Here is a 21,689-nt window from a genome sequence, read left to right as displayed (position 1 = left end):
CTCCTCTGCAAAACCGTCTGGGCTCTACAGTCACGTCCCTGCAATGCTCCTCGCCGCCTGCTCCCCCTCGCGTATTGCCGAATCCAGTCGGCGAGGTGTGACGGCGTCGCCGATACGTACGACCGAAAACCCTTCGTCCTTCAACTCGTTCCACAATGCGTCATCCGGCTTCTGGTGGAGCGAGCAGACGATCCAATCGAACCGATGGTTCGCCGTCACGCCTGTGGGGTGATGGAGCAGCGAAATATCGAGGCCGTCGCGTAGCTGGACCGGGACGACATCGGTCAGGCAGGTGATCGACTGTCCGTGCGCTCGCCGCCGCCACCCTTCCATGTCCAGGGTGAGCCCGAGATCCTGCCCGACGACCATCCCCGGCGTGCATACCGTCACCTGACAGCCGCGTTCGGCCAGAAACTCTGCCGTCGACGTCGCGTGGTGGAAACTCAGTTCGTCGACGATCAGGACGCGACCTGACAGTGACGCCGTGCCGTCGAGGACCTCACGGACGTCGACGACGTGATCGTGGGAACTTGCCCACTCCGGACGCACCGGGTTTGCCCCGGTCGCGATCACCACCACGTTGGGCTTTTGCGTCAGGACGAGCATTCTGTCGACCTCGACGCCTGTGCGGATTCTTACACCGCGTGCGCGGCATTCCGCTTCGAGAACATCGACGATTCCAGCGAATTCGGCGCGATGCGGTGCCCGTCCAGCGGTCCGGACCTGTCCCCCGGTCTGTGGCTCGTGTTCGTACAACGTGACGTCGTGCCCTGCGTGTGCAGCAGTCGATGCAGCTTGCAGTCCTGCCGGTCCGCCTCCAACGATCAGGACTCGCAGTCTTGAAGCGGGCAACTGCGGCAGGGCGACGAATTCTTTTCCGGCGCTGGGGTTTACGACACATCCCAGTGCGGCGTTCATCCCGACGCGTCCGATGCAGTCCTGATTGCAGGACAGGCAGGTGTGGACTTCTCGCGCACGGCCTTCACGGGCCTTGTTCGCGAACTCCGGGTCTGCAATCTGGCCTCGAACGACGCCGACCAGATCGCACACCCCGTCGGCGAGAGCCTGCTCGGCCATCTCCGGTGTGGTGAAGCGTCCGACCCCGATCACCGGCAACGACACCCGCTCTCGGATAGCACTGGGAACGAAGTTCGCGTAACCATGGGGCGTTGCCATCGATGCCTCGATCAGGTGGAGCGTCGAGGTCGCCACGCCGATTGCGGTATTGATGTAATCGACCGAACCGGTTCGTTCGACGAGGACAGCGGTGTCCACGGCTTCGTCCAGACGGATACCCCCCTCGATGTTTTCCTGCCCGCTCAGCCTCACTCCAACGATCATTTCGGGCCCCAGAGCGGTGCGGACTGCCGAGAGAACCTCCACCAAGAATCGAGCTCGCCCGGCGAGGTCACCCCCGTATTCGTCGGTGCGATGGTTCGTAGTGCGCGCCAGGAACATTCGGATCAACGAGGACTGTGAACACTGTAGCTCCACGCCGTCGAATCCGCCGTCCCTGCAATGCTCGGCGACGCGCACATATCCGTCCACCAACTCGCCGATCTCGACCCGGTCGAGGCAACGAGGTACCTCTCGAAAGAGCGGATCGGGGACGGCGCTGGGTGCGAGGACCGAACGCCCCGAATACATTCCTGACGACTGTCCACCATTGTGGTTGACCTGTGCCAGAACGAGCGCTCCGTGTGCGTGTACGGCGTCGGTGATCGCTCGATATCGAGGTATCACCGCTGGGCGATACCCTTGAATCATCTTCTCGTACGGTTGATCCGACGGGTGGGTGGACTGCTCCTCGACGATGATCAAGCCGGCCCCGCCTGCGGCGCGAGCTGCGTAATAGGCGGCGTGGCGATCCGTCGGGAGGCCGTTCTCGGCGAAGTTGGTCAGATGCGCAGAGAAGACAACTCGGTTCCGCACCGTCGACCGACCGATGTCGAGAGGGGCGAACAGCCGCGGATACTTCATCGGACAGACCCTGTGGCTTTGTACACTCCGGCGTCGTACCCGTCTCGAATGGCCTCGGCGGCAGAACGAGGCGCGACGCAGTCCCCAATCGTCATCCGCCTCGGACCGTTCAAGGAATCGTCAGCAGAGCGATGCGAGCAGTCCACTACCACTGCGCATTCGATCATGCGGCGTTGCCCGGTGTGTACGTCCTCGAGCTCGGCGCCGCCGTCGCCGACCCGCAGAATTTTTGACAGTAGATGACGCTGGATGCCTGCGCGCTGCAACCGAACGTTGGCCGGAGCCAGGTCACCGGACAAGGAAAGGTGTCGACCGATGGTCTGATCGACAGTCACCACAGAAACGTCCCTACCTGCCTTTGCAAAGCGCTCAGCAAGCGCGACAGCCACGGGACCACCGACCGGATCCCATACGACAACGGGCCCCTCGCCGAGCACGGCACCGTCCAGAACGGCTCCGGAATCGAGGTAGTGCACGCCTGTAGCCACCTCGAACGATCGCGGGCTCGGCACACTGCCGGTCGCGAGGACGACGTCCTTTCCCGCCTCGAGATCGCTGGGTCCGATCTCGACCCCGGTCACAATATCGACCCCGAGATGGACGCACTCGGCGGCGAGCCATGCGGTCAACGCCTCTCCAGTGCTCGTGAGCGAAAACAAGCCCCCTAGCACGGGCTTACGCTCGTACAAGGTGACCGTCCGACCCCGCAAGGCCAACACCCGCGCTGCCTCGAGACCAGCGGGGCCACCACCCACCACCAGCACAGTGCCTGCACCGTCCGGCTCCGGGTCATCGCCTGCTCGTCCGATGCACGCCACGGTCGGATTACGCGGATCCCGAACCAGACAGGTCTGATTGCACAGAATGCACGGCCGCGGGCTCGCACCGGCTCGCGACTTCGATACCAGATCGGGATCGGCGATCAATGCTCGTGTCATCTCGATGATGTCCGCAACACCCTCGGAGAGTGCGGCTTCGGCCATCGCTGTGTCGACGATGCTGCCCTGCAGCACAACAGGAACCATGCCGTCGACAGAGCCCGATACCGATCGACACAGGTCGAGGTTGAACCCAGGCTCGGTGTGGAAGTCCGGGCGATAGGTGGACATGGCCATCGCCCCACCTCGAACGACGGTAAGCAGATCGAGTTCCGGCGCCATCTCGCGGGCGATGTCGGCACCGATTGCGGGAGTGATCCCCGCCCACGGCGCTCCCTCGTCACAGCTCAGCCGCAGCGCAAGGATTCGATCCGGGCCGAGCTCGGCCCGCACCGCGGTAACCACGTTCCGTACGAACAGCATTCGGTCGGTGCCATATTCGTCTTCTCGCAGATTGGTCAGGCCGGAGAGGAACTGCCGTATCAGGCTCGATGAGCCTGCATCGAGTTCGACGCCGTCGACGTCGGCAGCGGCAGCAACGCGAGCAGCGGCAGCGAACCCGTCCACCGCGGCACGGATGTGTTCCGGTTCCATCGCCATCGGCAGTTCACGCGAAGCCACGTCTGCGACGTGCGACGGCCCCCACAGTGCCTCCCGCGAGTACGCAGGCGAACCTTGGGATCCGGTGTGAGTCAGGCCTGCCAGAACGAGCGTTCCGTTCGGCCTGCACGCGTCGACCACAGCCTGCCAACCGGGCCCGCACTCCGATGCCAGAGGCGCACGCTCGTACGGCCAGTCCGACCGATGCACCGACGCATTCTCGGTGACGATGATCCCGACGCCCGCCCGACGGCGGTAGTACTCCACCAGTGCCGGCGAGAAAGCCCGGCCATCAGCAAGATTGGTTTCGTGCGGGCCGAACATCACGCGACTGGCAGCCGACCGTCCACCGAGGACGATCGGCTCCGTCAGCAGAGTCACCTCGCTACTCTGCACCAAGCTTCCGGTCGAATCCCAACGGCATGACGACGTCCGACGCAGTCAGGTCGTGGACAGAGGAGTGTCCGAGTCCGAGAACAGCGGAGTCGACGCCGCCCCGCAAAATATCGAGAACGTTCTCCACACCGGCCTGACCGTTCGCTGAAAGACCCCACAGGTACGCCCGGCCGATCATGACAGCACGAGCACCGAGTGCGAGTGCTTTGACGACGTCGCTTCCTCGACGGATGCCGCCGTCGAGGGTGATCTCGATCTGGTCGCCCACTGCCTCGGCGATCGCCGGCAGCGCGCGGATCGGAGCTGGAGTGCCGTCGAGGTTGTTGCCACCGTGGTTGGACACCGAGATGGCGGTGACTCCGGCGTCGACTGCCTTCTTGGCGTCATCGACACGCATGACTCCCTTGAGCATGAACGGCCCGCCCCACTGCTCACGCAGCCAGGCAACGTCCTCCCAGGTCGGCAACGGGGTACCCATCCACTCGCCGTATGCACCGAAGAATGTCGGCGCAGTACCCCCGGGTGGAGTCAGGTTGGGCGTCGACAGATCGGGAATTTTTCCGGTTTTCGCGAACTCCCACAACCATTTCGGACGCGTGATGCCTTCGGGGGCGAACTGCCACATCGCCTTGAGGTCCATCTTTTCCGGGATCGACGGGCTGCCCCAGTCGCGTCCGTTGGAGAACGACCAGTCCAGCGTCATGATCAATCCGACCGCGCCGGCCGCACGTGCCCGCTCCATGCGCTGAAGCAGAACCTCGCGCGAGCCGACCCAATACATCTGGAAGAACGTCTGCGGGTTCACGGCCGCGACCTCTTCGATGGATTTGCTCGCAAAGGAGGACAACCCGACCGGGATTCCGCGAGCGGCCGCGGCACGGGCCACAGCGACCTCGCCTTCCGGGTGCACGGCCTGCACACCCGTCGGCGAGATCATGACCGGAAACGAGAGTGGTTGTCCCATGACTGTTGTCGACAGATCCCGTTTGTCCGACAACCCCGCAACATGCGGCGCGAAGCCGAGCTCACCGAATGCCGCCGTATTGTCGTCGACGGTGATGCCCCGCTCCGAGCCCGCCACCAGTGCGGCGTACACGGATTTCGGAAGTCGTTTCTTGGCACGCCGTTGCGCCTCGGCAGCGGTCTCGAACCACGCACTCTTGGCCATAGCTATATGTTCCTATTCCATTCCTGCGAGAGGATTCTCGTCGCAGATCTTGGCCGGTGGCCGCATCATCAATGTGAGCGGAACCGACGCTCTCGGTGTTTTACGCTGCCCGGTACGGGAGTGGTCGACGCTGGACTTGGGGATTTCTCCCGCCGCCGCCAACGCCATCTCTCCGTTGCCGATTACGCATTCGGGGTCAGGGCCGTCCATGGGGAGGCCGGTGAAGAACTTTGCTGCCATGCAGCCACCGCGGCACGAATCGAAATGTGCGCACTTGGTACACGCGCCGGAGGTCTGCGGGGACCGCAACTCCTGGAACAATTCGGACGTCTGCCAGACGGTTTGGAAGCCGCCCACAGCCGCAGATGTCGCTGTCGCGGGACGCGCATCGCGGACGATGTTTCCGGCGAGGAAGTTCTCGTGGATAGCGAACGGGCAGGCATAGACGTCGCCGATCGGATCGATCAAGCACACCACTCGCCCAGCGCCGCACAGGTTCAAGCCTGGTAGCGCGTCCCCGAAGGCAGAGAGGTGAAAGAACGAGTCTCCGGTCAAGACGCCCTCGCCGTTCGCGACCAGCCAGTCGTACAACTCTCGCTGTTGGCCGGCCGTGGGATGCAAATCGTCCCACACATCGGCGCCACGACCCGACGGGCGTAGGCGCGTGATCCTCAGTGTCGCACCGTATTTGTCCGCCAGCGCCTTGAAAGTATCGAGCTGTGACACGTTGTGGCGGGTGACGACTACAGAGATCTTCGCGTCCTTGAACCCCGCCTCCTGCAGGTTCTCGAGGGCGCGGATCGCCATGTCGAAGGATCCGGGTCCGCGCACTGCATCGTTGACCTCTGCAGTAGCGCCGTCGATGGAAATCTGCACATCGACGTAGTCGGATGCGGCCAGGCGGGCAGCGACCTTCTTGTCGATCTTGACGCCGTTGGTGGAGAACTTCACGCCGACCTGATGGGCCGTCGCGTAGTCCACGAGTTCCCAGAAATCGCTTCGAACCGTCGGCTCACCGCCACCGATATTGACGTAGAAGACCTGCATCTTCTGCAACTCGTCGATGATCGACTTGCACTGCTCGGTCGAGAGCTCGTTGGGGTCACGCCGGCCCGATGAGGACAGGCAGTGAACGCAAGACAGGTTGCAGGCGTAGGTCAGTTCCCACGTCAGACAGATGGGTGCGTCGAGTCCGAGTTCGAACTGATCGACCAGTTTGCCGACCGCAGGGGGCGGCGCAGGCCTTTCAAGCATGGAGGTCATCGGGTTGTCCTCTTCGGTATGGGTGTGGCGAGACGATGGAAGGGGCTGCTTCCGTGGTGCTCGAGTTCTCTGGTGAGCTGTGGTGAATCAGGCGTCGATGCGGACGATCATGTGCGAACCGACCAGTGTCGCGAGGGCGCGCGTGTACTGGGGCACCGCCGACTCTGCGATTCCTGCAGCCGTGATCGCGGACCGCAGGTCAGAATGATCGGGTAACGATTCGATGATCGTCACGATCGTCCGGTTCTTGAGAAACGAGAGTTTTCGTGTCCCGAAGTGGTAGAGCAGCGCCCCGAACGACTCGGGACGCAGCGCCACCTGCGGGTGAAGAGCCCATCGAGCATCCAGGTCCAATGCAGCTTCCTGGGACGACTTCACGGGTGCGGACATGTCAGTAGACGCCGCACATACCGTCGATGGAAACCTCTTCGACGAGGGATTCTTCGACGAGGTCGGTCTCGATCACTGCAGCGTTGACAACGTCGGTCTTCGAATTCTGGGACATCGCTTACCTCCAGGTGAAAATATGTGGATCCGCCACATCCGGTACTGGACGTGACTTGGTTCACTACAATAATGGCATCGAGTGCAGAATGACACCAATCGGAGAGAAAAAGTGGAAAGCCGTACGAAACTGTCCAGCCGGGTAGGTCGACGCCCATCCACAACGAGGGGTGAGATCAGCGATCTCGGCATCGAGCTCTTCGCTCGGAACGGATTCGACGAGACCAGCGTGGACGAGATCGCCGAAGCCGCCGGCATCGCGCGTCGCACGTTCTTTCGATATTTCCCATCCAAGAACGCCGTTCCGTGGGGAGACTTCGACGAACAACTCGGTGCACTTCGCAGCCTTCTTGCGGCACTTCCCCATGACATCTTGCTGGCCGACGGGATCCGCTCGGCGCTTCTGCATTTCAACACTTTCCCCGAGGACGAACGCGCGGTCCATCGCCAACGCATGGAGTTGATTCTGCGAAATCCTGCGCTCCAGGGTTACTCGATGCTCATGTACGAGGGCTGGCGGGGCGTCATCACCGAATACGTGGCGGCGCGAACGGATTCGAACCCGAGCGATCACTTTCCCCGAACGGTTGGCTGGCTGGTTCTCGGTGTGGCAATGTCTGCATACGAGCAGTGGCTCACCGATGAAACACTCGACCTCGCCGAGCTTCTGTCCGACGGCACCAGAACGCTGTATTCCGGCATTCCCAGCACTCCGACGGCTTCGAGTACTTACGCGAAAGAATCGACATGACCGAACTAGACGCCCTCGCGCCCAGCGTTCCAGGTTCGTGGACACATGAAAATACGACAGTCTCGTTCACCCCGCAGGCAGCCCCCGGCCACATAGGCGTGACGCGCCACGGCGACGCGGTGGATGTGCGCCACGGACTGAGCTCGAAGCATATCGGCGAAAGACTCGTCCGGGAGATCACCGCACACGCAGTCGAAGCCGACCTGTCTCAGCGGGAGTTCGAACTGGTGATGGTCGGCCTCGTTCGATCGACAATCGCCGATCCGGTGCAAGCATGGGCCACGTATTACCGAAACTCGCTCGACGAATTGCTATCGGGAGCTGCCGATTTCGCGTCCATTCACGAGCGCGCAGAATCCTTGGTGATCGGTTCGGTTCTGGATCTGGGTTCGTGTTTCGGATTCTTTCCACTCCGCCTTGCATTGAGCGGACATGCCGTGACCGCCACCGATCTGTCGGCCGGCACCATGCGGCTACTCGATACCGTCGCGCCCCACCTTGGCGTCACCATCGAGACGCTGACCTGTGACGCTGCCGATGTTCCGCTCGCGGACAACAGCGTCGACACGGTGACGGCCTTGCACCTCCTCGAGCACGTGGACGCAGATGCCGGTGCGCGAATCATCGACGAGGCCTTACGCATCGCACGGACCAAGGTGGTCATCGCGGTACCTTTCGAAGACGAGGCCACCGCCTGCCATGGCCACGTACGCACCTTCGATGAGGCAGCCTTGATCGAACTGGGACGATCTACCCATACCGACTTCGAAGTTGCCGAATTCCACGGCGGGTGGCTGGTTCTGAACAAAGCATCCGTTTTGCTTCCGGTATGAGCCGAAGCACCGCACCGAAACCTCAGATCAGCCCTTGCTTGCTCGCGGCATAGACCGCCTCGGCGCGACGGCTGACACCGAGTTTGCGCATCAGGTTGCTGACGTGAAATTTGACCGTTGTCGCCGAGATGAACAGCTTTGTGCCGATACTGTTGTTGGACAGTCCAGTTGCAAGTAGACGCAGCACCTCCAGTTCACGATCGGTCAGTCTCTCGACGCTCGAGCCTTGCCCGTTGAGAGATCGAACAACTGCAGACGCACTCCGGGAATCGAACGCACTCTCACCTCGTGACACCGCGCGGATGGCACGAACTAGCTCGGTGGTGTCGACGTCTTTGACAACATATCCACGCGCGCCCGCGTGCACTGCCTCCACGACCAGTCGGTCGTCGAGAAATGTGGTCAGCACCAGGAGACCGATGCCGGGGTGCGCGCCCGACAGTTGCGCACACAGCGCAAGGCCCTCGTAGTCCGAACTCGCCGACAATTTCAGGTCCATCAGCACGATGTCCGGTTCGACCCGATCCACCACCGCCAGACCTTCACCCCTCGACGACGCTTCTCCGACGATGGTCAGATCCGGTTCGCGTTCCAACACGGATCTGAGGCCGTCGCGCAGAATGGCGTGATCGTCGACCAGCACGATACGAACGACGTCGGTATGGACGGTCACGGGTTGCTCACTCTCTCGTACGGGATCCGCGCAGATACGCGCACACCGCCGATTCGGGCCCTACGGATTTCGAGTGCGCCACCGTGCTCACGCGCCCGCGCGGCCATGTTTGCCAGGCCACGGTGTCTGCCGTCGACGTCGTTGTTCTCCGCCATCCGAAGCATCAGACGGAGGTGCGCGGGATCGCCGTGGCCGTCATCTGCGACGGACAGTTGCACGTGATCTTCACGGTAGGCCAAACGCAGCGTCGCCCGCGTCGCACCAGCGTGGACGGCTGTGTTGAACAACGCCTCTCCCGCGATGCGCAGCAGTCCGTGCTCGCACTCGCTACTGAGTTCGATGGGGGTACCTTCTATCCGCAACGACACCCGCAATTCGTCCGGCATGCGCACGATCGAGAGTTGTTCGAGCATCTCCGGCAGCGAGGTGCGGTCGGCGTCCTGCGCGTGGTTGAGCGCATAGATCGCCGAACGCAGTTGTTCGACGGCCCGTCTGGTCAACTCCTTCGCCAGGTCGAGTCGCTCTCTACGCTCGTCGGCTGGAATATCGTTGCGGCACAATTCGATTTGCATACCGGCCGACAGCACCGCCTGCGTCACACTGTCATGTAGTTCTCGGGCGATACGATGACGCTCGTCGTCGAGAACCTGATGGCGATGAGCTGCGCCCAGTTGGCGTTGCGTCGCTTCGAGTTCAGCGTTGCGGATCGCGAGATCGGCTGCTGTCCGGTGCGCCTCGGCGTAGGCGCTCTCGGCGCGCTCGAGGAGGACTCTTCGGCTCTGGTAGAGCGCCGAGTTCTGCAGTGCAACAGCAGTTTGACTCGCCAGAATGCTCAAAACGGCCGAGTCGGTCGCGTCGAGTACACGGTGGTCGGGTGTCCATGCCGCAAAAGCGCCGACGACGCCACCGTCGAGCGCGATGGGAACGAATGCGTGATGGGCCGCGATGACGGGGTCGCGCCCGTCGCCGATCGTCGCGAGCCTGATCGACTCCAGGCACTCGACGACGTCCTCGGGCAGCGGTGGGCCTTCTACGTTGTCGACGAGAAATGGGGTGGCGTCAGGGCCGAGAACGAGTCGACGCGGGCCGGCGTCGCCCAATGCTCCGTCGGCGAGTGCGAAGACAACCCATTGCGCGCTCAGATGCGCCCTGGCTGCCTCGGCGACGGCGCAGATGAGAGTTTCCGGGCCGTCGACGGTGCGCACGAGCGCGCGCGAGATCAGTTCCAAGGCGTGGACCACCCGCTCCAGTCGCTCTGCCGCACCGCGATACTGCGGGTAGAACGTGTTCTTGCCTGACCTCAGGCCTGTCAGTAGCGAGAGATCGGGCTGCGAGGCCGTCACAGCGCTGCCCTGAACAGTTCAGCCATCTCATGGTGGGTGGCCGGGCGCGGGTTGGTCGACATACATGCATCGCGTAGGGCGTTGGTTGCGAGCACGTCGATATCGTGCTCGCTCACCCCGATGTCGCCGAGGCCTTTGGGAACCCCGACTTGCCGCGCCAATCGCTCCACTCGCGCTGCGACCGCCAAGGCGGCCTCTTCCGCAGGACCGCGTGCCTCTTCGAGTCCGAGGCTTGTTGCGATCGCCACATATGGAAGCGGATCCGCCTCGGCGTTGAACCTGATGACGTGCGGGAGAAGGACTCCATTGATGACCCCGTGCGGGAGGTCCAGTAGCCCACCGACTTGATGACTCATCGCATGTGTCGCGCCGAGAATGGCATTGGTGAACGCCAGTCCCGCTTCGAGACTCGCCTGTGCCATCGACGTCCGGGCAACGATGTCCGACGGAACGTCCATCGTACGAGCGAGATGCGAGGTGACCATGGTGACCGCCCGCAGCGCGTGATGATCGGTGAGTTGATTGTGACCGAGCGAGACGAAAGCCTCGATGCCGTGCGTCAACGCATCCAAACCTGTTGCTGCGTTGAGCCATTCGGGCATCGTGGTCAACAGACGAGGATCGATGACGGTGATGTCCGGAACCAACCCGCGGCCGAGGATGGTGATCTTTCTCGACCGTGCAGTATCGGTGACGATGCAGAACTGCGAGACGTCGGCCCCGGTACCCGACGTCGTGGGGACCATCACGAGCGGCGGGATCGGGCGGGTGGCTCGATCCACTCCTTCGTAATCGAGTATCGATCCACCGTTACCTGCGAGAACTGCGATTCCTTTGGCCGCATCCATGACCGAACCACCCCCGATGGCCACCAGGACGTCACATTCGGACTCCTGATACGAGGCGTGTCCTGCTTCGATCTCGACGTCCTTGGGATTCGGCGTCAGAGCGCTCCAGGTAGTCGGTTCGAGGCCCTGGTCTTCGAGTGATTGGATCAGCTGGGCAACCCAGCCTGTCTCGATGAGCCCGGCGTCGGTGACCACCATCGGCCGCCTTGCGCCCAAGCGGAGTGCCGAATGTGCAACTTCACCCAATGAACCCTGACCGAACACGATCTCGGGGGCATGAAACTTGAGGACTCTCGGTGTTTCCACCGCACTGCGATGTGAATGCAGATCGTGCAGCGCCTGGCCTGTCGCTGCCACTTCGATCATCGGTTCTCGCCTCTGCAATGCCTGTCGTAGCCGTGTTCGGATCGTATGTGATGCACGTTACAACCATACGAGTCGGAGAGCATCATCCCCACGGGCGCGAGGAGGGGTCGTGACCTGCCCGATCGGGTAGGTCACGGGCTTTCACCGGTCAGGAGAGCGCATGTCCCAACTCTGCAGCCTGAGCAGTCAGCTGCTGACCGTCACGGGCGACGACCACGTGATCGCAAATCCGCTCGTACTCTCCCATCGAGCAGGACGCTTGATCCCAGTAGCGTCGTGATTCCGGAGTGATCCACGCCAACCGGTGCACCTTCGAACGGATCTTCTCGAGTTGGTCGATCCCCGGTGGTCGACCGTTGCACCGGCCGTCTCCGACGATGATGACAGCGGTGCGCTTGTTCAGAACATCGCCGTACTCGTCGAGCAGATTTGCAAACGTCTTACCGTAATCGCTGCTCGCCTCGAGATCGAGACGCTCGTCGGCCAACACTGCTGCCAATGCACCGTCGCCGGTGCTACCGAGAAGTGTGGTGGTCACATCTACCGGCGAGTCGACGAAACCCATCACTGTGCACCGATGGGCCCTCCTGTGCATGGCTTGCGCGAGCCGCAGCGTAAAGGCCGTGATCGGCCGGACAGATAGCGACACATCTGCCAGAACCAACAGCCGGACCTTGTCCGCCACCGGCGTTCTGGTCACCAAGTGAAACGGAATGCCATCGGTCCCCAGACTCGCTCGAACCGTCCGACGCATGTCGAGGGGCCCACGCGAGTGTTCCCGCGGCCTCGGACGTGGCTTGCCTCGCATCCGGCGCAACACTTCGTGGCTTGCCCGATCGATCTCGGCGTGACGCTCGGTGGCACGATCAGCGACGTCCAACGGGTCCGGTGTGGAGAGGGTCCCGGTCAGCTCGGCAAGCGCAGCTACGAATGCTTCGACAGCGTCGGTGATTCGGTCGAGTTGAGCCGCCGACAACGGGCCCGAATCGGTACCGTCGCCGTACACGCTGCGCGGGTCGTAGGCGTCGAACCACGCCAGAATGCTCGCCGGATCGTCCCAACTGAGCGTCCCTGCCACGGCACCGCTCGTACTCGACGCCAACTCCCCCGCGGCAGTCGATCCAGAGCGCTCGAGATCGACGGTGTACGTCACTCCTCTTCTGCCCATGTCACCGTCGGTGTCGACCGAAAGGTCGTGATCCTCGGAGGACAGGCTGATGTCGTCATCGTCCTTGTGCGGGTTGAAGCCCTTGTCGGCTTCCGGGGCGTCGAGGAGGTCACCGATTTCCACTGCTCGCTCGTTGTACTCCGCGTACTTCGCCGCTTCCTGATCCGCGCCGACGTCGAGATCACTGGGCAAGCCGCCGGCCACCTGCGCACCCAACGCTTGCCGGGCGGACTCCGTCGCGGACTGAAGGGCAACGAGGAACAGCGAATCGAACGCCCGATCGAAACCATCCTGCTCGTGCGCATACTTTGCACACGTAGCCCGAAGAGCCGCACGTAGAACCGTAAGGTCGCGGGCTCCGATCAGACCGAGAACGCGTCGAACTTCGATCACTTCGGCCGGAGAGGAGGCGACACCGTGGACTCGCAACGTACGTCCGAACACCGCCGACAGCACATCCAACACGATCGACGGTGAAAACGTCGGTGCATCAGTCATTTTCGTATCCCGATGCCGCCCTTTTCGCGGCCACCATGGCCACGGAAAGCGGAGGCGGTGGTATTCATCGGTGCTCCGAGTGAGCTCTCAGCAGCCGTGAGCTTGTCCGGCACAGCCCCTGCGAGCGCCAGTTTCATATCGGAGGAATATTTGACGAGAGCGGCGAGCAGGTACTTCTTGGTTTCTTCGGTATGACCGAGAACGGCTGCTATCCGAGCGGCGTCGATGACCTCCGAGATGGAGGGGCTCTTCCGCAACGGGAGTTCGCGCAGCTCGGCGGCCAAGGCCACGACGTCGGCGGCAACCTTCACCGGCACTTCGGGAGCACGGGCCGTGACGATCTCCCGTTCTCGCTGCGGCGTCGGGTAGTCGAGATGAAAGTGCAAGCAGCGGCGCTTGAGTGCAGAGGATAGTTCGCGAGTATCGTTGGAGGTCAATATGACCCACGGGTCACTGCGGGCGGTGAATGTGCCCACTTCGGGAATGGTGACCTGTTTTTCGGCCAGAACTTCGAGCAGCAACGCTTCCATGGATTCCTCGGTGCGGTCGACCTCGTCGACCAGGAGTACCACCGGTTCCTCGGACAGCACGGATTCGAGCAACGGCCGAACCGCGAGGAACGCCTCGGAATACAGACCGAAGTCTTTGGCCGCCAGCAACTTCGATGCTTCATCGATGTCGGTGATGTGTTCGGTCAGCGCGCCGATATGCTCCCGCAGCATCTGCACGTGCAAGAGTTGCTTGGCATAATCCCATTCGTACAGGGCTCGGTTGTCATCGAGGCCCTCGTAGCATTGAAGCCGTACGAGCTTGCGGCCGCTGGCCGCCGCGAGCGACTTCGCCAATTCCGTCTTTCCCACGCCCGCTGGGCCTTCCAGCAGCAATGGACGATCCAAGACAGTCGCCAGATGAACTACGGTGGCGAGATCGTCATCGGCGATGTAGTTCTGCTCGCCCAATGCTCGTTGTAGATCCGTCGCGTCGACGAATCGGACGGTCCCCTCGTCGTCGTCGTTATGCACTGTCGACAACCTTGTCATTGGTGTCCTTCTCGTAGATGTGGCCCGAGCGACCGTGTTCCTGTCGGCATGGTCGGGTGCGCGTGGGTGCACCCGACCACGCCGACAGCACGTTGGTGACTGCCGACTAGTAGGACTCGTTGATGGCGTGTGAGATCACCGGGAGCATGGACTCGACGGTCACTTCCCGCGGATTGCCCGGTGTGCACCAATCGTCCTGGACGTGCTCGGAGATCTTGAGTACCGACTTCTCGTCGCCCTTGATCACGTCGCCCTTGCCTGCGTATTTGCCGGTGTTCATCCGGTTCTTGCCGTAGGTTGCCGATCTGATGGAGCCGAAGTTGTCGGGGATACCGACATCCTTGGCGAGTCGAATCGCGGCCTCGACAGCGGCATCGGCGGCCTGAACCGTGGTCATGTTCTTGGTGTCGACGCCCATGGCTACGGCAATTTCGGCGTAGCGCTTGTAGCGAGAGGGCAGGTTGTACTCCCACACCCGAGGCAGGGCGATGGCGTTGTTCAGTCCATGTGCGCTGTCGTAGAAGGCGCTGATGGCATGCGAGATGGAGTGGATGACGCCGAGGCCGCCAGAGTTGAACGCCTGAGTCGCAATGTACTGGGCGTTCATCATGCCCTCGCGAGCCTTCAGGTTGCCCGGGTCGTACACAGCCTCGCGAAGATGCTTGGACACCAAGCCGATCGAGTAAATGGCATTACCCAGCGAGGGCGCGAAGTCCAGACGCGACACGTACGGCTCGGCTCCGTGGGCGAGGACGTCGAATCCGCAGAATGCCGTCCACTGTTGCGGGCAGGTGTAGTACAGGAGCGGATCATCGAGTGCCAAAGTCGGAGTCGACGCCTCGTCGAAGGCAAGCCACTTGTGCGGCTTGTCCATGTTGGAGGTATCGGTGATCACGTAGGCCCAGGAAGTCTCCGAACCGGTTCCGGCCGTGGTGGATACGGCGATATGCGGCGGATTCTGCTTATTTGTGGACTTGGAGAATCCCTCGAATTCGTTGATGTTTCGGCCGTCATGAGCGACGACGACGCGGATGCCCTTGGCCGCGTCGTGGCTGGAGCCGCCACCTACTGAGATGACGCTGTCGCATTTTTCCTTCTGGTAGAGAGCGGCACCGTCCATGACGTTGTAGTCCTTGGGGTTACTCTCGATCTTGTCGTAGAGAACAACCTCGACGCCCTGGTACTCGATCTTGCCGATCAGTTCCTCGATGATTCCGGATCCGCGAAGTCCGGTGGTGACGAGCAATGCGCGCTTGAATCCGAGTTCCTTGGCCTCGACACCGAGCATGTCGTGGGCACCGACTCCCAGCTTGGCGCGGGGCAGTGGGTGGAATTCCTTGATCGGAAACTCCCAGATCTGGTTGAGCTCGATTGCCATCGGTATCTCCTCGGTGTGTATGGATTGCGTGGACACCGACTGTGATCGGCGTCTCACTGATGACAACTCTGTCCGCTCGGAGGCACTCTGTGAACAGATACCGATGCGAACCCTGCCTTCGCCGATTGTGAACTATCCGATCGGGCAGGTAGGGGTGCTGCATGGCCGATCAGGCGAGAGTGGAAAATCGACACAAGGGAGCGAGATGGCTAAACTAGAACACGTTACAATTGATCGAGAGGACACCACCGAATGACGACAGTCGATGTGCCCCACGGCTCCAGATCCGTACTGCTCACGGTGGCGGATGTAATCGAAGAATCAGCCGACGCCCGGTCGATCGTCTTCGATATCCCCGAAGACGCCAAAGACAAATTCACCTACAAGCCCGGGCAGTTCCTCACGCTGCGTATTCCGAGCGACCGGACCGGCTCTGTCGCCCGGTGCTACTCCTTGGCGAGCTCGCCGCACCGCGACGCTCGCCCCAAGGTGACGATCAAGCGCACGTCCGACGGCTACGGATCCAACTGGGTATGCGACAACGTGAAGGCCGGCGACACCATCGAGGTGCTCCCGCCGTCGGGACGGTTCACCCCGGCCGATCTGGACGATGACTTCCTACTGTTCGGCGCAGGATCGGGCATCACGCCGGTGATTTCGATTCTGAAGTCCGCGCTGGGAGAGGGCACCGGCAAGGTGTTCCTCTTCTACGCCAATCGCGATGGGGACTCGGTCATCTTTGCCGAAGAACTTCGCGCTCTCGCAACCGAATATCCCCGCCGACTCGTCGTCTTGCACTGGCTCGAATCACTGCAGGGCATTCCGACGGTCGATCAACTCGCAACATTCGCAGCACCGTTCCGCGAGTACCGCGCGTTCATGTGTGGACCCGCGCCCTTCATGGACGCGGTGCACAAGGCACTCTCCTCGGGCGGGTTCCCCCGCGAGAACGTGCACAGCGAGGTGTTCCTCTCCCTTGCCGGGGACCCGTTCACCGACGCCCCCGAGATCGAACTGACCGACGACGACACTGCTTCGGCTGCCACCGTCGAGGTCGAACTCGACGGCGAGACCCACACTCTCTCGTGGCCACGGAAACAGACACTCGTGGACGTGATGCTGGCCGGCGGACTCGACGTCCCGTACTCCTGCAGAGAGGGCGAATGCGGATCCTGCGCGTGCACCCTCTCCGTCGGCGAAGTGACGATGGACAATTGCGAAGTCCTCGACGACGACGACATAGCCGAGGGCTTGATCCTCGGCTGCCAAGCTCACCCGGTCAGCGACAACCTGAAAATCGAGTTCTGACGCCGGTAGAAATGTCAGTGCTGGGGAAACTACCGAGGCCCGCTTTCGCGCCGTGATGTGATGCCGAATCCGACGGCCGAGATCATGGCCAGCAGGATCACGAATCCGCCGTACGCGAGGGCGGTCTGCTCCAATCCGAAGAGGTGTACGGCAAATCCTCCTACGACGGCGGGCAGACTGAATGCCAAGTAGCTGATGGCGAAGGTCGTGGCGAACATGCTTCCACGATCGGCTGCGGGGACGATTGCGCCGAGCGTGCGCATGGCTCCGAGAAACGCGCTGCCCCACCCTGCACCTGCGACGGCGGTGCCGATGAAGTAGAGCCCGACTATCGACGTGCTCACTGCGACAAGAGAAATTGCCACGCCGGTTGCCAGGACGAGGGCACCGGCGATCATGACGGTGCGCGGTGTGCGATGTCGCACGAACGCGGCGGCCAGGGATCCGGAAAAGAAGAGCGCGAAGCTTTCGAGTCCGCCGATGATGTGATTGTCGATTCCGAAGACCGACCGGATGATCGACGAACCGAGGGAAAGATGAAATCCGCCCAAGGACCACGTTGCGACGAGGGCGGGGACTATCAGCAAGAATGGTGTCCTGATGTCGGCTGGTACCGCCATCCGCGGGAGCACCAAACGTGCAAGATGCCGCTTCGAGTCGACTCCTCGAAGCGCGGACGTTTCGGGTAGGAACGCAAGGGCGACAGTGAGAACTACCAGCGCTCCGATGAGCATGGCGTACACGAGGACCGTCGGGGCCGGGGCGAGTTGCACCAGCAATCCGGCGCCGAGCGCGCCCGAGGCCAAACCCAGTGAGGGTGCGACGCTGTTCACGAGCGGACCAGCGGTGTTCGACGGCTGGAGATCGACTACTGCTGCATTCATCGCGCCGATTGCGGCACCCGCGGCGAGTCCTTGCACGATGCGCGCGGCGATCAGGCCTGCAACGCCGTCGGCCACGATGAAGAGCAGCAGGCTGACCACCAGGAGAGCGACCGAACCCACCAGGATCGGCTTCCGCCCTACATGATCGGACAGACCCCCGACGGTGAGCAAAGCTGCGAGCAGCGCCAACGCGTAGACCGCGAAAACGATGGTCAATGTCGTCGAGGAGAAGCCCCAGTTGCTCTGATAGATCGGGTAGAGCGGGGACGGTGCTGCCGACGTCGCCATGGTTACGAGGTAGGTCAGACCTACGACCCAGAACGCGACACCGTGGGGCAGTCGACGCGGTGTCCGTCCTCGAGGGGGAAGGGCGATGTCCGACTCGACGTTGACCACGTAGGTCCCTACTTCCGCTAAAGCTATGATCATTGCTTTAACTAACGGTATACCTGCTTGGTCTCCGGTGCCGAAAGTGCGGCCCGCTCGCTCACTGGTGGACCGACTGTTCGCTCAATAACCGGCCCTCGCGGTGCGCAAGCGCACTGGCCGGAAGCTCCCCTGCCCGGCCGCTGAGGAACACTGTCAGCTCACTCGATCCGGCAGAAATCTCGCCCGCCGCGTCGATCCGCCGAAGTGTCTGCCGCGCAACGGCTTCTGCGCTGTCGAACAGGAGCACGTTGTCCGGCAACAGAGCAGTGATCTCGTTCGATACCAACGGATAGTGCGTACAACCGAGAACGACGGCATCGACATCTGCCGGCGTGGCAGCGACCGCAATTCGAATCGCCGCCGAGATCGCCTCCGTGTCGCCCCGGTCGATGGAATCCGCGAGACCGTGACACGCGACCGAAGTGACGGACCGGCCTGTCGCGAACTCCGCTATCAAGCGCGCTTGATACGGACTGGCAGTCGTTGCAGCCGTTGCCCAGACCGCGATCCGATCGCTGGTTGCCGCAGCGGGTTTGATCGCTGGGACAGTGCCGATCACCGGAATCGCGTCACCGAGGTGGCGTCGCACATGCGCCAAGGCCGTCACGCTCGCGGTGTTGCACGGCAATACGATCACCTCGGCTCCCGATGACACGGCGCGATCGGCAGCGGTCACCACGCGATCGATCACCCACGCATCCGGCTTCGGGCCCCACGGGGCCCCGTCGGGATCCATCAGCAGAATCAGATCTAGCTCGGGACGCAGCTCCCTCAAGCGTGCAGCCGTCGGCAGCAAGCCGAGCCCCGAGTCGATCAGTCCGACTATCACTGTGTGTGTCAGCCCAGCGCCTGCTCGAGATCGCCGAGGAGATCAGCGGCGTCTTCGATACCTACCGACAAGCGAACGAGATTATCGGGAACCTCGAGCAGCGACCCTGCCGTCGATGCGTGAGTCATCGCTCCGGGGTGTTCGATGAGTGATTCGACACCACCGAGGGACTCCGCGAGGGTGAAGATCTCGGTGCGAGCACAGAAGTCGAGCGCCGCCTGCCGACCGCCACCGAGCAGCACCGAAATCATGCCGCCGAAGCGTCGCATCTGCTTTGCCGCAACATGATGCGAAGGGTGTTCCGCCAGTCCCGGGTAAATGACCTGTGAGATCGCCGGGTGACTGTTCAGCATCTCGACGAGCGTTTCGGCATTGTCGCTGTGACGCTCCATTCGCAACGCCAGCGTCTTGATGCCGCGCAGAGTCAGAAACGCGTCGAACGGTCCCGGCACTCCACCGGCCCCGTTCTGCAGAAACGCGAAGGCCGCGTCGAGCTCTTCGTCATCGGTGATAAGTGCCCCGCCGACGACGTCGGAGTGTCCGCCGATGTACTTCGTCGTCGAATGCAGCACGACGTCTGCACCGAGCGCAAGCGGCTGCTGCAAGTAGGGCGAGGCGAAAGTATTGTCCACGACCAACTTCGCGTTCGAGCCGTGAGCGACCTCTGCGAGTGCCTCGATGTCACCGATGTTGAGCAGCGGGTTGGTCGGCGTCTCGACCCACACCAGCTTGGTGTTCGGCCGGATCGCCTGACGAACGGCGTCGACATCGGACACCGCGGCGACAGAGTACTCGATACCCCACTGAGTGAAGACCTTGTCGATCAGGCGGAAGGTGCCGCCGTAAGCGTCGTTGGGGATGACGAGGTGGTCACCTGGTCGCAGGGTCGCACGAAGGAGGCAGTCCGTGGCCGCCATGCCCGACGAGAACGCTCTGCCGTAGGTGCCGGATTCGATCGCGGCAAGGTTGGCTTCGAGCGGACGACGCGTCGGGTTTCCGGTACGGGCGTACTCGAACCCACTGCGCATGCCGCCGACGCCGTCCTGAGCGAACGTCGAACTTGCATAGATCGGCACGTTGACCGCGCCGGTCAACGGATCGGGCTCGTACCCCGCGTGCACCGCCTTGGTGGAAAACCCCTGTGTATCACCCTGGGTCGTTCCGCTGGCTCCACTCCCGGACGTGCTGTCTGCCTTGCTGCGCTGCTCACTCATGGCTTCCAGACTAATAGGTGCAGGAAATGGGTAGCCTGCGGGAGACTCAGCCGCACGAAATTTTCGGCGGCAACACTCATCCAAGCCAGCGGAGAACACCGCCGGAAGAAACGAGGCACATCGTGGCCGACTCGACACCCCACAGCTCGCAGAGCGTCGAAGAACTGTTCGCGCTCGATTCTCTCCTGGACTCCGAAGAACGTCAGATTCGCGAGACGGTCCGCAAGTTGGGCAACGAGCGCATCCGCCCGCACTTGGCGGAATGGTACGAGGCGGGCACTGTCCCCGCTCGCGAGCTTGCCAAGGAACTGGGCGCACTCGGCTTGCTCGGGATGCACCTGGAGGGCTACGGCTGCGCTGGAACCTCAGCGACTGCATACGGATTGGCCTGTATGGAACTCGAAGCGATGGACTCCGGGATTCGCAGCCTTGTCTCTGTGCAAGGTTCGCTGGCGATGTTCGCGATCTGGAAGTTCGGCTCCGAGGAGCAGAAGCAGCAGTGGCTCCCGTCGATGGCCGAGGGGTCGAGCATCGGTTGCTTCGGGTTGACCGAGGCGGACTTCGGCTCGAACCCCAGCGGCATGAGGACCAGAGCGAAAAAAGACGGTAACGACTGGATCCTCAACGGCAGCAAGATGTGGATCACCAACGGCCCGATCGCCGATGTCGCAGTCGTCTGGGCACAGACCGATGACAAGATTCGCGGTTTCGTCGTACCGACGGACACTCCCGGCTTCACCGCGAACACCGTGAAGAACAAATTGTCGCTTCGCGCGTCCATCACCGGTGAACTCGTGCTCGAGGACGTCAGGCTTCCCAACGACGCGATGCTCCCCGAGGCCCGCGGGCTCAGCGGCCCGCTCGGGTGCCTCAACGAGGCACGCTTCGGCATCATTTTCGGCGCGATGGGAGCGGCGCGCGATTGCATGGAATCGGCGATCGAGTATGCCCAAACCCGAGAGGTGTTCGACAAGCCCCTGGCCGCCTACCAGCTGACCCAGGCCAAGCTTGCGAACATGGCCCTGGAGCTCGGCAAGGGTCAGCTCCTCGCACTCCACCTCGGGCGCCTGAAGGACAAGGGCGAACTGCGCGGTGAGCAAGTATCGGTCGGTAAACTCAACAACGTGCGAGAGGCGATCAAGATCGCCCGCGAATGTCGAACGATTTTGGGCGCCAACGGAATCACGCTGGAGTACCCGGTGCTACGGCACGCCAACAACCTCGAGTCCGTCCTCACCTACGAGGGCACTTCCGAGGTTCATCAGTTGGTGGTGGGCCAGGCGCTGACCGGGTCGAGCGCGGTCCGATAGGCGCTCGGGCACACGTGAGTGGAATCTG

19 protein-coding genes are annotated in these 21,689 nt (G+C 62.4%); 4 read left to right on the top strand and 15 right to left on the bottom strand.

The genetic code is table 11. From position 1 onward, the window contains the following. Nucleotides 1-30: 30 nt before the first annotated feature. The 6 genes from ABIB36_RS20705 to mftA all read right to left on the bottom strand — a co-directional run bounded on the left by ABIB36_RS20705 (nucleotide 31) and on the right by mftA (nucleotide 6,790). On the bottom strand, nucleotides 31-1,980 hold the full coding sequence (locus ABIB36_RS20705) for a mycofactocin system FadH/OYE family oxidoreductase 2 (protein WP_354562871.1): 1,950 nt from the start codon (nucleotides 1,978-1,980) through the stop codon (nucleotides 31-33). Then, nucleotides 1,977-3,839 carry a mycofactocin system FadH/OYE family oxidoreductase 1 gene (locus tag ABIB36_RS20700; protein ID WP_354562874.1) on the bottom strand — a complete coding sequence of 621 codons (1,863 nt, stop codon included), beginning with the start codon at nucleotides 3,837-3,839 and terminating at the stop codon, nucleotides 1,977-1,979. Before ABIB36_RS20700 ends, ABIB36_RS20705 begins: the two co-directional genes overlap by 4 nt. A 4-nt stretch (nucleotides 3,840-3,843) precedes the next feature. Then, entirely contained in the window at nucleotides 3,844-5,022 is a 1,179-nt protein-coding gene (gene mftD, locus ABIB36_RS20695) for a pre-mycofactocin synthase MftD (RefSeq protein ID WP_354562876.1), read from the bottom strand. Nucleotides 5,023-5,034: 12 nt separating this feature from the next. Further along, nucleotides 5,035-6,285 (bottom strand): mycofactocin radical SAM maturase, encoded by a 1,251-nt coding sequence (gene mftC / locus ABIB36_RS20690; RefSeq protein WP_084348021.1) that lies wholly within the window; start codon nucleotides 6,283-6,285, stop codon nucleotides 5,035-5,037. 87 nt (nucleotides 6,286-6,372) lie between these two features. Then, nucleotides 6,373-6,675, bottom strand: a complete 303-nt coding sequence (gene mftB, locus ABIB36_RS20685) for a mycofactocin biosynthesis chaperone MftB (RefSeq protein WP_084348020.1) — start codon at nucleotides 6,673-6,675, stop codon at nucleotides 6,373-6,375. A gap of 1 nt (nucleotide 6,676) precedes the next feature. Next, nucleotides 6,677-6,790, bottom strand: a complete 114-nt coding sequence (gene mftA, locus ABIB36_RS20680; RefSeq protein WP_084348019.1) for a mycofactocin precursor MftA — start codon at nucleotides 6,788-6,790, stop codon at nucleotides 6,677-6,679. Nucleotides 6,791-6,901: 111 nt separating this feature from the next. Between mftA and mftR the strand changes: the two genes are divergently transcribed. Next, the gene (mftR, locus tag ABIB36_RS20675; RefSeq protein WP_084348018.1) at nucleotides 6,902-7,540 is read left to right on the top strand and encodes a mycofactocin system transcriptional regulator MftR; all 639 of its coding nucleotides are present in this window, start codon (nucleotides 6,902-6,904) and stop codon (nucleotides 7,538-7,540) included. Next, nucleotides 7,537-8,373: a mycofactocin oligosaccharide methyltransferase MftM gene (gene mftM, locus ABIB36_RS20670; protein WP_084348017.1), complete on the top strand. Its 837-nt coding sequence runs from the start codon at nucleotides 7,537-7,539 to the stop codon at nucleotides 8,371-8,373. Before mftR ends, mftM begins: the two co-directional genes overlap by 4 nt. A 22-nt stretch (nucleotides 8,374-8,395) precedes the next feature. Here the strand turns inward: mftM and ABIB36_RS20665 are convergent, their stop codons facing one another. The 6 genes from ABIB36_RS20665 to mdo form a co-directional block, all read right to left on the bottom strand. Continuing rightward, complete coding sequence (locus ABIB36_RS20665) at nucleotides 8,396-9,046, bottom strand: MadR family response regulator transcription factor (RefSeq protein WP_084348016.1); 651 nt, start codon at nucleotides 9,044-9,046, stop codon at nucleotides 8,396-8,398. After that, a complete protein-coding gene (locus ABIB36_RS20660; protein WP_354562883.1) occupies nucleotides 9,043-10,389 on the bottom strand; it encodes a MadS family sensor histidine kinase in 1,347 nt (448 codons plus the stop codon). Before ABIB36_RS20660 ends, ABIB36_RS20665 begins: the two co-directional genes overlap by 4 nt. After that, nucleotides 10,386-11,603, bottom strand: a complete 1,218-nt coding sequence (locus ABIB36_RS20655; protein ID WP_084348014.1) for an iron-containing alcohol dehydrogenase — start codon at nucleotides 11,601-11,603, stop codon at nucleotides 10,386-10,388. Before ABIB36_RS20655 ends, ABIB36_RS20660 begins: the two co-directional genes overlap by 4 nt. A gap of 148 nt (nucleotides 11,604-11,751) precedes the next feature. Beyond that, nucleotides 11,752-13,269: a MadC family VWA domain-containing protein gene (gene madC, locus ABIB36_RS20650; protein ID WP_084348013.1), complete on the bottom strand. Its 1,518-nt coding sequence runs from the start codon at nucleotides 13,267-13,269 to the stop codon at nucleotides 11,752-11,754. After that, the gene (locus tag ABIB36_RS20645; protein ID WP_354562886.1) at nucleotides 13,266-14,309 is read right to left on the bottom strand and encodes a MadB family AAA-type ATPase; all 1,044 of its coding nucleotides are present in this window, start codon (nucleotides 14,307-14,309) and stop codon (nucleotides 13,266-13,268) included. The genes madC and ABIB36_RS20645 overlap by 4 nt, the downstream gene beginning before the upstream one ends. 106 nt (nucleotides 14,310-14,415) lie before the next feature. Continuing rightward, nucleotides 14,416-15,687 carry an NDMA-dependent methanol dehydrogenase gene (gene mdo, locus ABIB36_RS20640; RefSeq protein WP_084348011.1) on the bottom strand — a complete coding sequence of 424 codons (1,272 nt, stop codon included), beginning with the start codon at nucleotides 15,685-15,687 and terminating at the stop codon, nucleotides 14,416-14,418. 252 nt (nucleotides 15,688-15,939) lie between these two features. Between mdo and ABIB36_RS20635 the strand changes: the two genes are divergently transcribed. Next, nucleotides 15,940-16,995, top strand: a complete 1,056-nt coding sequence (locus tag ABIB36_RS20635) for a ferredoxin--NADP reductase (RefSeq protein WP_084348010.1) — start codon at nucleotides 15,940-15,942, stop codon at nucleotides 16,993-16,995. A gap of 29 nt (nucleotides 16,996-17,024) precedes the next feature. On the opposite strand, the gene ABIB36_RS20630 is transcribed toward ABIB36_RS20635, so the two are convergent. Genes ABIB36_RS20630 through ABIB36_RS20620 form a run of 3 tightly spaced genes read right to left on the bottom strand, consistent with a single transcriptional unit; the run spans nucleotide 17,025 to nucleotide 20,351 of the window. Continuing rightward, nucleotides 17,025-18,308 (bottom strand): MFS transporter, encoded by a 1,284-nt coding sequence (locus tag ABIB36_RS20630; RefSeq protein WP_143542183.1) that lies wholly within the window; start codon nucleotides 18,306-18,308, stop codon nucleotides 17,025-17,027. A gap of 58 nt (nucleotides 18,309-18,366) precedes the next feature. Next, complete coding sequence (locus ABIB36_RS20625; RefSeq protein ID WP_084348009.1) at nucleotides 18,367-19,137, bottom strand: glutamate racemase; 771 nt, start codon at nucleotides 19,135-19,137, stop codon at nucleotides 18,367-18,369. Between the two features lie 8 nt (nucleotides 19,138-19,145). Then, nucleotides 19,146-20,351, bottom strand: coding sequence for a cystathionine gamma-synthase (locus ABIB36_RS20620; protein WP_354562891.1), 1,206 nt, complete (start codon nucleotides 20,349-20,351; stop codon nucleotides 19,146-19,148). Between the two features lie 122 nt (nucleotides 20,352-20,473). Between ABIB36_RS20620 and ABIB36_RS20615 the strand changes: the two genes are divergently transcribed. Beyond that, nucleotides 20,474-21,661 carry an acyl-CoA dehydrogenase family protein gene (locus ABIB36_RS20615; protein WP_354562893.1) on the top strand — a complete coding sequence of 396 codons (1,188 nt, stop codon included), beginning with the start codon at nucleotides 20,474-20,476 and terminating at the stop codon, nucleotides 21,659-21,661. Nucleotides 21,662-21,689: the final 28 nt, after the last annotated feature.

The sequence above is a fragment of the Rhodococcus sp. UYP9 genome (genome assembly GCF_040547235.1).
Lineage (GTDB): Bacteria > Actinomycetota > Actinomycetes > Mycobacteriales > Mycobacteriaceae > Rhodococcoides.
The sequence above is the reverse complement of the archived record's forward strand: the minus strand, read 5'-3'. Positions and strand labels throughout refer to the sequence as shown.

Excerpts from the sequence above, each read along its gene's own strand:
- ABIB36_RS20705 (WP_354562871.1), bottom strand. The coding sequence starts at position 1,980 with ATGAAGTATCCGCGGCTGTTCGCCCCTCTCGACATCGGTCGGTCGACG.
- mftD (WP_354562876.1), bottom strand. The coding sequence starts at position 5,022 with ATGGCCAAGAGTGCGTGGTTCGAGACCGCTGCCGAGGCGCAACGGCGT.
- mftC (WP_084348021.1), bottom strand. The coding sequence starts at position 6,285 with ATGACCTCCATGCTTGAAAGGCCTGCGCCGCCCCCTGCGGTCGGCAAA.
- mftB (WP_084348020.1), bottom strand. The coding sequence starts at position 6,675 with ATGTCCGCACCCGTGAAGTCGTCCCAGGAAGCTGCATTGGACCTGGAT.
- mftA (WP_084348019.1), bottom strand. The coding sequence starts at position 6,790 with ATGTCCCAGAATTCGAAGACCGACGTTGTCAACGCTGCAGTGATCGAG.
- mftM (WP_084348017.1), top strand. The coding sequence starts at position 7,537 with ATGACCGAACTAGACGCCCTCGCGCCCAGCGTTCCAGGTTCGTGGACA.
- ABIB36_RS20655 (WP_084348014.1), bottom strand. The coding sequence starts at position 11,603 with ATGATCGAAGTGGCAGCGACAGGCCAGGCGCTGCACGATCTGCATTCA.
- madC (WP_084348013.1), bottom strand. The coding sequence starts at position 13,269 with ATGACTGATGCACCGACGTTTTCACCGTCGATCGTGTTGGATGTGCTG.
- ABIB36_RS20645 (WP_354562886.1), bottom strand. The coding sequence starts at position 14,309 with ATGACAAGGTTGTCGACAGTGCATAACGACGACGACGAGGGGACCGTC.
- mdo (WP_084348011.1), bottom strand. The coding sequence starts at position 15,687 with ATGGCAATCGAGCTCAACCAGATCTGGGAGTTTCCGATCAAGGAATTC.
- ABIB36_RS20635 (WP_084348010.1), top strand. The coding sequence starts at position 15,940 with ATGACGACAGTCGATGTGCCCCACGGCTCCAGATCCGTACTGCTCACG.
- ABIB36_RS20630 (WP_143542183.1), bottom strand. The coding sequence starts at position 18,308 with ATGATCATAGCTTTAGCGGAAGTAGGGACCTACGTGGTCAACGTCGAG.
- ABIB36_RS20620 (WP_354562891.1), bottom strand. The coding sequence starts at position 20,351 with ATGAGTGAGCAGCGCAGCAAGGCAGACAGCACGTCCGGGAGTGGAGCC.